This window comes from Methanofastidiosum sp. (assembly GCA_020854815.1).
GTDB lineage: Archaea > Methanobacteriota_B > Thermococci > Methanofastidiosales > Methanofastidiosaceae > Methanofastidiosum.
In genome coordinates, this window is the sequence record JAHKLW010000022.1 from 44,361 (window position 1) to 58,688 (window position 14,328).

The 14,328-nt window shown below is 38.2% G+C and carries 12 protein-coding genes and 2 tRNA genes; all 14 read right to left on the bottom strand.

The window, feature by feature from the left end; translation table 11 throughout:
- Nucleotides 1–2: 2 nt before the first annotated feature.
- The 14 genes from KO464_02665 to KO464_02730 all read right to left on the bottom strand — a co-directional run bounded on the left by KO464_02665 (nt 3) and on the right by KO464_02730 (nt 14,125).
- Complete coding sequence (locus KO464_02665) at nt 3–389, bottom strand: hypothetical protein (protein MCC7572273.1); 387 nt, start codon at nt 387–389, stop codon at nt 3–5.
- Nucleotides 390–545: 156 nt separating this feature from the next.
- Nucleotides 546–854: a 30S ribosomal protein S10 gene (gene rpsJ / locus KO464_02670; protein ID MCC7572274.1), complete on the bottom strand. Its 309-nt coding sequence runs from the start codon at nt 852–854 to the stop codon at nt 546–548.
- Between the two features lie 41 nt (nt 855–895).
- On the bottom strand, nt 896–2,185 hold the full coding sequence (gene tuf / locus KO464_02675; GenBank protein ID MCC7572275.1) for a translation elongation factor EF-1 subunit alpha: 1,290 nt from the start codon (nt 2,183–2,185) through the stop codon (nt 896–898).
- A gap of 83 nt (nt 2,186–2,268) precedes the next feature.
- Nucleotides 2,269–4,467, bottom strand: coding sequence for an elongation factor EF-2 (locus KO464_02680; protein ID MCC7572276.1), 2,199 nt, complete (start codon nt 4,465–4,467; stop codon nt 2,269–2,271).
- Nucleotides 4,468–4,487: 20 nt separating this feature from the next.
- On the bottom strand, nt 4,488–5,123 hold the full coding sequence (locus KO464_02685; protein ID MCC7572277.1) for a 30S ribosomal protein S7: 636 nt from the start codon (nt 5,121–5,123) through the stop codon (nt 4,488–4,490).
- 5 nt (nt 5,124–5,128) lie between these two features.
- A complete protein-coding gene (locus tag KO464_02690; protein ID MCC7572278.1) occupies nt 5,129–5,563 on the bottom strand; it encodes a 30S ribosomal protein S12 in 435 nt (144 codons plus the stop codon).
- Nucleotides 5,564–5,574: 11 nt separating this feature from the next.
- Nucleotides 5,575–6,006 (bottom strand): NusA-like transcription termination signal-binding factor, encoded by a 432-nt coding sequence (locus tag KO464_02695; GenBank protein ID MCC7572279.1) that lies wholly within the window; start codon nt 6,004–6,006, stop codon nt 5,575–5,577.
- Complete coding sequence (locus KO464_02700; GenBank protein ID MCC7572280.1) at nt 5,996–6,304, bottom strand: 50S ribosomal protein L30e; 309 nt, start codon at nt 6,302–6,304, stop codon at nt 5,996–5,998. Before KO464_02700 ends, KO464_02695 begins: the two co-directional genes overlap by 11 nt.
- A gap of 11 nt (nt 6,305–6,315) precedes the next feature.
- Nucleotides 6,316–7,473, bottom strand: a complete 1,158-nt coding sequence (gene rpoA2 / locus KO464_02705) for a DNA-directed RNA polymerase subunit A'' (GenBank protein ID MCC7572281.1) — start codon at nt 7,471–7,473, stop codon at nt 6,316–6,318.
- A gap of 10 nt (nt 7,474–7,483) precedes the next feature.
- Nucleotides 7,484–10,129: a DNA-directed RNA polymerase subunit A' gene (locus tag KO464_02710; GenBank protein ID MCC7572282.1), complete on the bottom strand. Its 2,646-nt coding sequence runs from the start codon at nt 10,127–10,129 to the stop codon at nt 7,484–7,486.
- 5 nt (nt 10,130–10,134) lie between these two features.
- Nucleotides 10,135–13,449 (bottom strand): DNA-directed RNA polymerase subunit B, encoded by a 3,315-nt coding sequence (locus tag KO464_02715; protein ID MCC7572283.1) that lies wholly within the window; start codon nt 13,447–13,449, stop codon nt 10,135–10,137.
- A 12-nt stretch (nt 13,450–13,461) separates the two neighbouring features.
- Nucleotides 13,462–13,773 (bottom strand): DNA-directed RNA polymerase subunit H, encoded by a 312-nt coding sequence (locus KO464_02720; GenBank protein MCC7572284.1) that lies wholly within the window; start codon nt 13,771–13,773, stop codon nt 13,462–13,464.
- Nucleotides 13,774–13,795: 22 nt separating this feature from the next.
- Nucleotides 13,796–13,870, bottom strand: a tRNA-Lys gene (locus KO464_02725).
- A 177-nt stretch (nt 13,871–14,047) separates the two neighbouring features.
- Nucleotides 14,048–14,125: transfer RNA gene (locus tag KO464_02730), tRNA-Asp, on the bottom strand.
- Between the last annotated feature and the right edge of the window lie 203 nt (nt 14,126–14,328).

Genomic DNA, 14,328 nt, shown 5'->3' on the forward strand with positions numbered 1-14,328 from the left:
AATTATTTGATTAAAGAAGATAATCCTGCAATGCCAATTGCACCCATTATTATCAGTATGGCAATGACAACGAAGACCAGTATCCATGCCACAAATGCTTTACCCCATGAAGTGTCGTATATGGATTTTATGACCCAAAGAGTCGCTAATAGACTTATAAGCGGTGCCAAAAGACTGCCAAAAAATCCCATTGAGGCTTTTAGGCTATTTAGAAGAACTCCTAATATAGAGCTTGCAATTGAGAGAACTAGTGCACAGATTATTGCTTTCCCATAAGAAGCTTTTTCTATCCCTGCCAACTTTGTTCCTAACCATATGAAGATTGCACCTATTAACAATAGAAAAATAAATCCAACAATTGATCCAAATCCTGGTAATCCATCAAACATTTTTATCCCCTATGAATAAAAAGGGAGATACAATATTTAAATTTTATTATATGGATTGGGATTATTTGATAATTTAATATGAGAATGAATAGATATATATTTTTATACAAATTCTATCAAAGAAGAGATATTGTATTTTTTAAATACAATAAAAGATTAAGACAATAATTCAATTTCTATGTTAACTCTTTCTGGAACCTTGACTCTCATTATCTGTCTCATTGTTCTTTCGTCGGCGTCGATTTCAATGAGTCTTTTGTGAATTCTCATTTCCCATCTTTCCCATGTAGCCTTACCGTCACCAGAGGTTGATTTCCTCACAGGTACCTTTAATTTTTTTGTTGGTAATGGTATTGGCCCGGCTATGTCTACACCTGTACGCTCTGCTATCTTCTTAACTTGCGAACAAACTTCGTCAAGTTTCTGAGTTTCCATTGCAGTCAATCTTATTCTAGCTTTTTGCACCTATATCGCCTCATTTAAATAAAAATAAAATAAATTAAATTTTAGCCCTTAGTAATAGACTGGACCATTCCGGCAGCAACTGTTGCCCCCATATCCCTTATAGCAAACCTACCCAACTGAGGTATTACTTTTATTTCCTCAATTACCAGGGGTTTTGTTGGTTTTATCTGGACAATGGCAGCACTTCCGCTCTTTAAGAAATCAGGGTTTTCAGTCTTTACATTACCAGTCTTTGGATCAAGTTCTGCAAGTAACTTCTCAAATATACATGCTACCTGTGCTGTGTGGCAGTGGAATACTGGTGTGTATCCAGCAGTAATTGCTGTTGGATGTCTCAAGACTACTATCTGTGCTTTGAAAGAGTCATTTAATGTTACTACTGAAGGTGGGGTGTTTGGATGTCCTAGAACATCTCCTCTCTTAATATCGTTCTTTCCAACACCTCTAACGTTGAATCCAACATTGTCTCCAGGTAATGCCTGATCCAATGTTTCATGGTGCATTTCAATTGTCTTTACTTCACCAGAAATTGGCTTGCCAAATACTGTTGAGGCTGGCTCAAATAATACTGTGTCTCCCTTCTTCATTATTCCAGTTTCTACTCTTCCCACAGGGACTGTTCCTACACCAGTGATGGTGTAAACATCCTGGATTGGAAGTCTAAGTGGTTTGTCTGTTGGTTTATCTGGCTCTTTGAAAGAGTCTACTGCTTCTAATAGTGATGGTCCTGTGTACCAGGGCGTCTTATCAGATTTACCAACTATATTGTCTCCGTTAAATGCTGAACCAGGGATGAACTTTGTTTCTTCGACTTTGAATCCAACTGTCCTGATTAATTTCTCTACTTCTGCCTTAACTGCATTAAACTTATCCTGTGAGTAATCTACTGTATCCATCTTGTTTACTAATACTGCTAATTGCTGGATACCAAGTGTTCTAGACAAGAAAACGTGTTCCTGTGTCTGTGGCATGATACCGTCATTTACTGCAACTATAAGAACTGCAGCATCTGCCTGTGAAGCTCCTGTAATCATGTTTTTAACGAAGTCTCTGTGGCCTGGACAGTCCACGATTGTAATGTATTTTGAATCAGTCTCAAACTTTTTGTGAGAAAGATCAATTGTAACTCCTCTTTCTCTCTCTTCTTTTAAGTTATCCATTACCCAAGCAAACTTAAACGTCTTACCTTTTTCACCCATATCTTCGAACTTCTTAACAAGATCGGCTCTGATATCACCATGCATAACTAGCAATTGCCCTACGGCTGTAGATTTTCCGTGATCTACGTGGCCGATGAAGGCTACATTTAAGTGTGGTTTTTGAGTTGCCATATTATTTCCTCCTTTTTTTATTATATTTTTATTATATCTGGTATAATCCTCTAAATTGAATCTATTTTTAAGCTTTTTCCATTTTACATGTTCAGGTAATCTTCAGGTTTTGGAGGCTGTGGTTTTAGCCCTTTCCTCTTTCTGATTGCCTCAACGGTCTGCATCTGGAGTTCTGTTGGAAGCTTCTGGTAACCTGCATATTCAGTTGACCATAATGCCCTACCTTCAGTTGCACCTCTTATGTCACCAGCAAATCCAAACATTTCAGATACTGGTGAAATTGATACAACTGTGGTTGAATCTCCTTCCTGAGAGATGTCAACTATCTGTCCTCTTCTAGATTGCATTTCTCGTGTTACAGCTCCCATGTAATCTTGGGGGGTTGTAATAGTAACCTTCTGGATAGGCTCGTATATTACCGGTCTTGCATAAAGCATTGCTGCGAATAAACCTTCTCTTACTGCAGGTATAACCTGTGCTGGACCTCTGTGGATTGAATCCTCGTGAAGCTTACAGTCTACAAGTTTTATCTTAAGTTTCATAACTGGCTCTCTTGAATATGGGCCTCCGTCAAGCGCTTCATGGATGGATTGGATGACAAGTTCTATTACCTCGTTAATGTATACAATTCCTTTTGTCATGTTGAAAAATACATTTCCATTGTAAACGTCTGCAATACCTTTTACTTCATCGCTTTCCATTCCAAGTTCTCTAAGTTGAGGAGCTAGATCTTTACCTTTAATTCTGCCTTCAGGAATTATTCCTTCTTTTATTGCAGTGTAAATGTTGTCTTCCAAAGGCTCTACCTGCATGTAAAACCTGTTGTGTTTGTTTGGAGATTTACCTTCTACGGCCTCAGATTTTCCATCGATTGATTCTCTGTAGATAACGATTGGTTGAGAAAGTTTAATATCAATTCCTCTGTCGTGAGTAATCCTGTAACCAACGACTTCTAAGTGAAGTTCTCCCATACCAGAGAGTAGATATTCTCCACTGTCTTCATTGATCTTAGCTACGAGTGTTGGGTCTTCCTTTGAAACTTGTCTTAAGACCTCGACTAACTTTGCTAGGTCTTTTGTATTTTTTGGCTCTACTGCAACTGTGACTACAGGCTCTGAATAATGTTTTATAGCTTCAAATGGTGTGATTGGCTCATCACCAGTACAGATTGTTTCACCTGCTATTGCTTCTTTTAAACCTGTGACTGCAACTATGTTACCGCATGGAACTACTTCTAAGTTCTCCCTGTCTGCACCCATGAAAATTCCAACTTGCTGGACTCTTCTCTTTGTTTTTGTGGCTACTATCCATACTTCTTGGCCAGTTTTTATAGTTCCTGAGAACAATCTCCCTACAGAGATTTCCCCTGCGTGAGGATCTTGTACAATCTTTGTAACTACCATTCCAAGATTTCCTTTTGGATTGCACTCCAACATGTCCTTAGCGACGGTACTTTCAAGGTCTCCCTTCCATATCTGCGGGATTCTGTATTTCTGTGCAGTCAATGGATTTGGAAGATGTGTAACAATCATGCCAAGAAGAATTTCATGTAACGGTGATTTTTTAGAAAGTTCTTTTTGAGTATCATTCATACAATGCTCAATTATATCCTTAAATGTAATTCCGCTCTTTTTCATGTAAGGAACATTAATTGCCCAGTTATAGTAAGCTGAACCAAATGATACACTGCCTTCAGTAACACTGACCTGCCAGCTATCCTTAAACTCCGGTGGTGCTGCGTTTTTAATTAATTTGTTTACTTCATTTATAATTTTAATAAATCTATTCTGCAACTCTTCAGGTGAAAGCTGAAGTTCTCTTATTAATCTGTCAACTTTATTGATGAAAAGAGTTGGTTTAACTTTTTCTTTCAGAGCTTGTCTTACAACAGTTTCAGTCTGGGGCATCTTACCCTCTACAGCACATACAACTATAATACATCCATCAATTGCCCTCATTGCCCTAGTAACATCTCCTCCAAAGTCAACGTGTCCTGGGGTATCAATCAAGTTAACAAGATAATCTTGGCCTTTACTATTATGTACCATTGATACGTTAGCTGCATTAATTGTAATTCCTCTTGCCTGCTCCTGCTCATCGAAATCTAAGACGAGCTGCTTTCCGGCTAGATCTTCTGACATTAGACCTGCACCAGAAAGAAGATTGTCACTCAATGTAGTTTTACCGTGATCTATGTGCGCTGCTATTCCAGTATTTCTTATGTGCACTGGATCGTTCATTAACTCCTTAACTCTTTTTGCCATCTCTTCTTTTCTGCCCATAATGAATCACCGCTATCTAATTATCTAGCTGATTTTGCTATCCTCTCTACTTCTTCCTTCTTGTTAACAGAAAAGCTTGCCATTTCTCCTTTTGAAGCAAGAATAAGCTCTTCGGCCAATGTTTCGTGAAACTTCTTCTTAGTTTTAAAAGTTTTAAGACTTGCACCAAGTGCTATATTCTTAAGTGCCATATCAAGTCTTCTTTGAGATCCTGTATCTACTGAAAGATGGTATTTAATTCCACCATAAGAAAGTGTTGTTACTTCTTCCCTTGGCCCTGCATATTCTAGTGCTTTAACTAATACTTCCAAAGGATTCTGTTTTGTTCTTTTGTTAATATCTTCAAAAGCTAATTTTAATGTTTTATATGTGGCCTGTTTCTTACCTGTATAACCACCGTGTCTTCTCAAGTATCTTCCACCCGTCTTTCTTCCTGCAGAGCCGGATCTCATCATCTTATTTGCAAGTCTTTCAACAATGCTCATTTTATTTTTCCAAAATCTTCTCTTTTGATGCCTTCCTGCTGTATGAGGAATTATGATGGGGGTAAGATTAACATAACTCTTTATTCCCAAATCTTCTACGGCAATATCTGTATCCCACTTGCCAAAGACCTTAAGATTATCTGGTACAAAAAATCTCTCTTTCACATCCATGATATCTACCTTACCGGTTTCTCTTTCCTTCCTTTAACCATCTCATTTAATGAAACTCTGTTTACTTTAATTACTTTAAATCTGACTCCAGGGATATCCCCCATTGACCCACCCTGTCTGCCGCCAATTCCTTCAATTACGACTTCATCGTGTTCGTCAATGAAGTTTATAGCGCCGTCTCCAGGGCAAAATGCAGTTATCTGCCTACCGTTTTTAATAAGCTGAACTCTAATACATTTTCTAAGGGCTGAGTTGGGCTGTTTTGCCTCAATAGGTACCTTCTCAAGTACAATTCCCCTAGCCTGTGGGCTACCTTCTAAAGGGTCTGATTTGACCTTAAGGTCAAGTTCTCTGACCTTGTAAACTTTATCTTTCCATCTAAATTTTTTTCTTATTCCCTCAATTTTTCTCGCTGCGTTTCTGCCATGTGGTTTACTCATATTTACAACCTCTACATGATCATTATATCGTCAAGATTATGATGTCTCTTTAATAGGTTTTTGATTCGATCTATATTTTTCCCCTCTTTTCCTATTACAAGACCTTTATCTTTTTTATTAATATCAAGAACGGCTATCTTCTTACCATCTTTTCTCTCTGAAACATGAATACTTTTAACTTTAACAGGCCAAATAATATTCTTAATAAACTTAACAGGATCATCTGAATACTCAATTATATCTATTGGTTTATTCAGAGTTTCTTTTACTCTCTGTGCATTTGCACCATTTTTCCCAATGGCAAGGCCCATGTCGCCTTCTTTAACAACATAAACAATTTTATTTTTATTGTCCTCAAAAATACAATCCTTAACAGTTGCACCGGTCATACTTTCAAAAAGCCCAATATACTTTATCTCGTCAGTTGAAATTTTAATTCCCATAAACCTTACCTCCAGAAAGTATATTGGACTCTCCGGGAGACATAACTACCATTACTGAAACAAGAAACGGTTTACCGCAAACTGTACCCAGCTCCAGTGATGTACCACTAAACTCTAGAATGGGTATGCTTGATATCTTTGAGTAATATAAAATATCCTCTTTAATATTTTTAGGACAGTTCTGAGCATAGATAATCATCTTAGCGTTACCCGTCTTAAGAGAATTAATGGATTTATTGGTTCCAAGTATCACCTTTCCGGTGTCTACTGTTCTCTTTATTTCTCTATTTACGTCCATTGAATAACCTCCTACTTTTTCATTATAAGTTTAACATTTCCTGTACCCATGGGTATCGGTTGCCCTATTATAACGTTCTCCGTTACTCCTGATAAGGCGTCAATCTCGCCAAACTTTGCAGCCTTCATAAGATGATTGGTAGTGACTTCAAAAGAAGCTCTGGCAAGTATACTGGCCTTTTCTCCACTAATCCCATGTCTTCCTATCTGCTTAATCTCTCCTTCCATGGTCATTAAATCAGCAAGTAACATTATGTGCCTTATATCTACTTCTAGACCCTGCTCTTCAAGAACCTTTCTGATTTCATCTACTATAGATCTTCTAGCTGCTTCAATTCCAAGTACCCTCTGTATCTCGTTTATATCATTTGATATTGACCGGGATAGATCGACCCCAGGAATTTTAAAAGCTTCTCCAAGATTTGAACCTTCTGTGTATATCACGTATTCATTTGATTCTTTTTTGATTAGGGCCCTTTTAACATTCTTAATCCCTTTAAGCTGGTGGCCTTTCACTCTATTAAAAAATTTTCTAAGCTCCATAAGAGAAACGTCACCGGCCTTTAAAGTTAAAAAGTTTTCTTCGTCTTCGACGCTCTCAACTTTTTTCAATTTATAAAGTTTTTCTTTAATATCCTCAAGAGTAAGTCCTTGTTTTTCCATCTTGTAATTATCAAGCTCAACTACAATTGACATGTTAATGACATCAATCTTCATGCTTTTTGAAATGCTCTCAATTGTAGTGCCTTCAATTTCTTTAACTATGCTCTCAGCTTTTTCTCTACTCTCTCGTATTTCTTCATCAAGGTAAATTCTCATGACGGGTGTGTTTGGATCTTTTCTTGCATCGACAATTTCAATGATCCTAGGAAGGCCTAGTGTAACGTTAATATCAGCTACTCCCGCATAGTGGAATGTATTTAGGGTCATCTGTGTTCCTGGTTCCCCAAGACTTTGTGCTGCTACAGTTCCAACTGCTTCACCAGGATCAACGAGGGATCTTTCATAAGTTTTAATGCATTCTTCAATTATAGAAGTTACTTCGTCTTCGGATAAATTATATTTCTCATTGGCCATGTAAAGTTTTTCTTTAAGTTGGCCTAAAATATACCCGGTTATTTTTTCATTATATTTTTCAAGTTGATCATCAATATACGATAAATCTGACATTACATCACCCTCATGATTTCCTTGTAGACACTGTTTTATGGATTATCCAATCGATGTCAACAGCTTCCCCATATGAGCTTCTCGATGGGTCTACTCCATCCTCGCCATATTCAAATTGGATTATATTATTACTGTTATCTCTAACGCTTCTATCTTTTTCTACTTTTAAGTCTTGAAGAGCGTTAATTAATCTTCTCTGCATATAACCTGACTGTGCTGTTCTAACTGCTGTATCTACAAGCCCTTCTCTTCCCCCCATTGAGTGGAAGAAGAACTCTGTTGGCGAAAGACCTTTTCTGTAACTTGAACTGACAAATCCTCTTGCCTTGGCTGAACGGTCTCCACGCTTAAAGTGAGGTAAACTTCTTTCCTGATATCCTCTGTGAAGTCTTTTTCCCCTTACAGTCATCTGCCCTAAGCATGCCGCCATCTGAGTTAAGTCTAGCATGTTTCCTTTTGCACCTGTCTTTGCCATAATAACGGCATGTCTTTTCATTCCGAGGTACTGCTCCGCTGCTGCCCCTGCATTGTCTCTTGCCTTTGCAAGCTCAGCCATAATCCTGTTTTCGAGAGTATCCTCAATCGTCTGGCCTGGCTGTTTTTCAAGTTCTCCCCTGTTATAAGCATCAATATTTTCCATAACTTTATTGTGGGCATTTTCTAGTATCTCATCAATTCTCTCTAATCCTTCTTCAGGTATGTCAACATCATCTATCCCTGTTGTGAGGCCTACTTTCATTATAACCGAAATAATAAGTTTTGTAACAGAGTCTAAGAACTCTCTTCCTTCATCAGAACCGTAATCCTTGACAATCTTGTCTAGTAATTTACAACTTGATCTTGCCTTGAATGCTGCACCATCTATGACTCCATGCAAGAGTTTTCCCTCTTTAATAACAACGTAATTATCATATTTGCAGTTAGCAAACTCACATTTTTCGCATTTTCTACATGTCTTTGATCTGAATTCAACACTCAAATCCTTTGGAAGTAAGACTTCAAAAAGCTCTTTTCCAGTCCAAGATTTTGATCTATCATTAAATGCTTCGACGGGCACTTTGTTCTTTAGTATACCTGACTCATAAAAGCTCTCTTCTGCCTCTTCAGCGGAAAACTCTGACCCATCTCTTGTCATTAGATATGCTCCAGAAATATAATCTTGCATACCTCCAATTACAGGCTCTCCGAATCGTGGTGAGATAATGTTTTCCTGAACCTTCATAATTATTCCGGCTTCACTTCTTGCCTCTTCTGTCTGAGGAAGATGTAAATTCATTTCGTCTCCGTCAAAATCAGCATTATATGGTGGGCATACGCAGAGATTAAGTCTAAAAGTTTTATATGGCATTACCCTTACTTCATGGGCCATTATAGATAGTCTGTGGAGTGATGGTTGTCTATTAAATAATACAATATCTCCATCTTTTAACTGTCTCTCAACTGTAAATCCAACATCAAGTTCTTCAGCAACGTCGTCTTTTGTAGTATCGGTAATTTTCTTTCTTCTTCCGTCGTTTCTTATAACGTAATTTGCACCTGGATGCGTATTTGGCCCGTTTCTGACAATCTTCTTCATTTCCTCCAAATTGTACGTGGTCACTCTTTCAGGAACTGTTAATTCAGATGCCACAAAGTCAGGTACTCCGACTTCATTTATACTGATATATGGATCTGGGGAAACTACTGTTCTTGCAGAAAAGTCAACTCTTTTTCCGGAAAGATTTGATCGGAACCTGCCTTCTTTTCCAGAGAGTCTCTGTGAAATAGTTTTTAGGATTCTACCTGACCTATGTCTTGCAGGTGGAACTCCTGAAGTACTATTATTAAAGTAAGTTGTTACGTGGTACTGTAGAAGCTCCCATAAGTCCTCGACTATAAGTTGTGGAGCTCCTGCGTCTATATTTTCCCTTAATCTCTGATTGATTCTTATAATATCTACTAATTTGTGAGTTAAATCGTCTTCACTTCTTACACTTGACTCTAGAGTTATAGAAGGCCTGACTGTAACTGGCGGAACTGGCAATACCGTTAATACCATCCATTCAGGCTTTGAAACATCTTTGTTTACTCCAATTAATTCATAATCTTCAAGAGGTATTTTCTCCAAACGTTCTCTGACGTCTATCGGGGTTAGCTTGTTTCTTTCCTCCCCCCACTCTTCATAGAAAGTATAAGGTTTTTCAAACTTAATTGTTCTCTTATCGCTGCCACACCATGGACAAACACTTTTTGCGGCCTTGTCCATTGCCTCTTTTACAATTACTTCTCTATTTTTCAATCTGTCACTTGCTTTCATGAGTTGATCATGGAAGTGCTCTCTTTGTGATGTATCAAGTTTTAATTTACCACAGTCCCTGCACACTGACTTCAAAATCTTGTGTACATCTTTAGCGTGACCTACATGAATTACAGGTCTTGCAAGCTCTATATGCCCAAAGTGTCCTGGACAATCACCGAACTTCTGACCGCAGGTTTTGCATTTTAATCCAGGATCAATTACGCCAAGTCTCTGATCCATTAGCCCTTTTTCGATAGGATAACCATCATCATCATAAGTATCTGCTGTAATTACTCTTAGTACTGACATCTTTCTGACATCTTCAGGAGACAATATCCCAAATTGAATTGTGTCTATTACTTTTGGTACTTTAAACATGATAATCACGCCCTATCCCTAAGTTTTAATTTTGGATCCAAACACATAGATTTTAACTCTTCGAGCAAAAGCTTGAAGGCATAAGACATTTCGACTGGATAAATATCAGTCTCTTCTTCACAAATTGGACAGTACTCTCTATTCCTAAGCTTATCATAAACAGCCAATGAACCACATTTTCCACAGATTAATATGTCCGCTTTATCTGAAGCATCAAGCAATCTTTCTTTCAATAATAAGCTTGTTCCGTGCCCAACCAAACAATCTCGTTCCATCTCACCAAATCTAAGACCTCCTTCTCTGGCCTTACCTTCAGTTGGTTGTCTTGTGAGCATTTGCCTTGGACCACGGGACCTTGCGTGAATTTTATCTGCAACCATATGGTGTAACTTCTGGTAGTAACAAACTCCAACAAATATGTCAGCTTCAATTACTTCTCCCGTAATCCCATTGTATAGTCTTTCTCTTCCAGTATTTTTAAATCCGAAATTCTGGAGTATTTGTCTTATATCTACTTCTTTTTCTCCGGCAAATAGTGTAGCATCTACAGTCTTTGCTTTAAGTGATCCTGCTTTACCTCCAATCATCTCCAATATCTGGCCGACTGTTTTTCTTGAAGGTATCGCATGTGGGTTAATGATAAGATCAGGCGTTATTCCGTGTTCTGTAAATGGCATGTCTTTCTGTGGACATAAAAATCCTAAAACTCCTTTCTGACCGTGTCTTGATGCAAATTTGTCTCCAAGTTCAGGTATCCTTTCATCTCTGGCTTTTATTTTAACTAGTTTGTTCCCATCTTCAGTTTCACTCAATAATACTAAATCGATAATTCCTTTTTCGGAAGGTCTAACGCCAATTGAGGTCTCTCTTCTACCTTCAATTGCAGTCCCAAACTCATCAAGTTCTTCTAAGAATCTTGGAGGGCTTGTTCTTCCGATCAAGACGTCTCCTCCCTTTACTTTAGATTCAGGTCTTATAAATCCATCAATATCAAGATTTTCATAGGCGTCAGGGCCCCTGTATCCGCTTACAGACTCTTCGGGCATCTCAAACTTATCCTGTTGACCACCCGGGTATCTCCTCTCGTCTGAGTCATATGTTCTAAAGAAAGTAGTTCTTCCAAGACCTCTGTCTACTGAACTTTTGTTAATTATAAGTGCATCTTCTATATTATACCCCAAGTAAGAAAGTACAGCAACGACAAAGTTCTGGCCCGCAGGTCTATTATTAAACCCAACAGCATCCATGACTTTAGTTTTCACTATGGGCATCTGAGGATAGTACATCAAATGACCTCTAGTTTCAACTTTTAGTTTGAAATTAGATTGTGAAAATCCAAGACTCTGTTTTCCCATCCCTGCCCCATAAGAGTTTCTTGGTGCAGCGTTATGTTCCGCAAACGGAACAATTGATGCACATACCCCAAGGATGGATGGAGAATAAATTTCAAGATGAGTGTATTCAGGCGTCAAATCTTCTTCTGAAAGTGCAATAAGAGTGTTTTCTTCCTCTTCGGCGTCTAAGTACTCAATAATTCCCTCGGCTATAAGATCTGACCAGCTTTTAGCCCTTCTTTCAATCGCTTTTATATGATCTTCAGTCAAAAGAGGCTTGCCGTCTTCCACTATTATAAGTGGTCTTCTAACTCTTCCTGGATCACAGTTTATGTGAATCTCATTTGTAATCTGGTAATAAACAATGTTTGCTTCGTTGTCAATCTTTGACTTTCTTCTGTCTGTTCTTACAGTTTCGGTGAATGTTTTTCCGTCTCTAACAAATCCAATTAAATTACCATTTAAGTAAATGTAAGTCATTGCTTTAAGACCCGCTACATCTGTAATCTGCTCTAACCCTAAAGAGAATAAATAGTTCTGGATATCAAGTTCGTTTGACCCAATTGAAATGTAAGACATCAATGCCATGTTTTTTACAAGTCCACAGTTTGGACCTTCGGGTGTTTCACTTGGACATATTCTTCCCCAGTGAGTTGGATGAAGATCTCTAGCTTCAAAGTGAGGCTGTGTTCTTGAAAGTGGGGAAAGAACTCTCCTAAGGTGGGAGAATCTTGAGATGAAGTTTGTATCGTCCATAAGCTGACTGATACCCATTCTGCCACCAGGCCAAGTTCCAGTAGCCATAGCGTATCGGATTCTTTCTGTCAAAACGTCAGCCCTAACTGATTTCTTTACAAAGTCTCCTTCGTTACCTTCTTCAAATCTGCCCCGTGCATATGTCCTTTCAAGCTGATATTTGATATCTCTTGTAAGTTGAACAAATGATAATCTGAATAAATTTTCTAGTAGATCTCCTGCTAATTTTAATCTCTTATTTGCATAATGGTCTTTGTCATCTGCCTCTCTCTTGCCAAGTGAAAGTTCAATGACCCTATTTGCCATTATACCTAGATAATAGGCCTTTCTTAATCTGTCGGCCTCTTCTGTACCAATGTGTGGCAGGAGATACTTGTCAAGAGCCATCTCTGCCCTCTTTAAACGATACTCTTTCTGCTGGCCCATGGCTAATCTCTTACCAAGGTAATCTAAAGCAAGTTCTTTGTCAGTTATGTCCATTGACTCTTCCAAGTTATCTAAAAGCTCCTTCTGGATATCCTTCTCAGAGGATACTGCATTGACTATATCAATGTCTTTCTCAAGACCTAATGATTTCATTAAAGTTACAAAGGGCATCTTTCCTGGGAGGGACGGAAATGAAACTCTAAGAAGTCCATCTTTTTTTCTCTCGACAGTTACCAACGCCCTAAATCCACTTCTAGTTGAAAATACTTTTGCTATAGCAACTGACAATCTCTCATCAATTTCAACTAATATTCTGTTTGGTGCCAAATCTTCAATAGCAACTACTACTCTTTCTGCACCATTGATTATGAAATAACCACCTGGATCTCTAGCATCTTCTCCTTTCAAAATCAGGTCATCTCTTCCTAACCCATGAAGACTACATGCCTGTGATTTTAACATTATAGGAAGCTTACCAATCTCTACTTCAACTGGCTCTCTTTCCTTTTCATCTATAACAGGTATAAACTCCAAATAAAGAGGAACAACATAGGAAAGACTCCTAAGCCTCGCTTCTTGGGGGTAAAAATCTCTCTTGGAACCATCTGCTTCTTTATATACAGGTTCTCCGGCCCGTATCTTACCAAATTTAACGTGAAATCCTTCAATGTCAGTTTCAATCTTAGCCTGTTCATTAATTACTTCCTGAAGTCTTCTTCCAACAAAATCATTAAAAGAATCAAGATGCTGTCTTACGAAACCTTTTTCATTAAAAAATGACTCAATAACTGTCCATCTATCCAACTAATATCACCTCTATTCCTCCCCAGAATCCTCTTCAATTATTTCATCAACTAAATCTTCTTCTAATCCTTGTTTTATATCTTCGCCAATCACATATCTATAGAAAACACTCCTTCCGGCAGGAGAATCGGATCTCACAATTTTTATTAAATCTCCAGATTTAGCTCCAATAATTTTTACAACGGGATCAGTTTCTAATATCAAGGGAAGTTTATCATGTGTTACGCCAAATCTCTGAAGAAGTTCGATAGATTCTTCTTCGTTAAGAATAGTATGTTCAGGGACAAATTCATTATCCAATATATTAATCTTTTTTTTCGTCATTATTACCTCTCCTTGGATGTGACGGGCTCGAGGGGATTTGAACCCCCGACTCCCGGCTTAAAAGGCCGGTGCTCTAGCCAGACTGAGCTACGAGCCCGTATAAAAGGAGTTTTTTTTACAAAAAGCCTCTTCAGGGTGCAGATTTCAGCTTTTGGAATTGAAAATGGAGTGCTATTTAAGCTTTTCGGTGATTTCCTGAAGACGCATACAAGAATTTTATCACCTTATTTTCATATTAATGGCCTAATGCCTTTTTGCTAATTTATGATTATTATGGCGCCCGAGTCGGGATTTGAACCCGAGTCACAGGAGTGACAGTCCTGGATGATGGGCCGGGCTACACCACTCGGGCATAATAATGCAAATCCATCAATATGAAATGCATATTTAAGTCTTTCCATCTTCGTATCACAATGTGTAATCTGCTAAAAATTTCGCCTAGCTTTAAATCGCTCTTTTGCCTTAAATGGCATGAAGCTTAAGGATGCAGATCTTGAGGCGATTGTACTTAGGGTAACAAAGTACAAACTTCCCACAAGAATCGTTGCCTCTCAG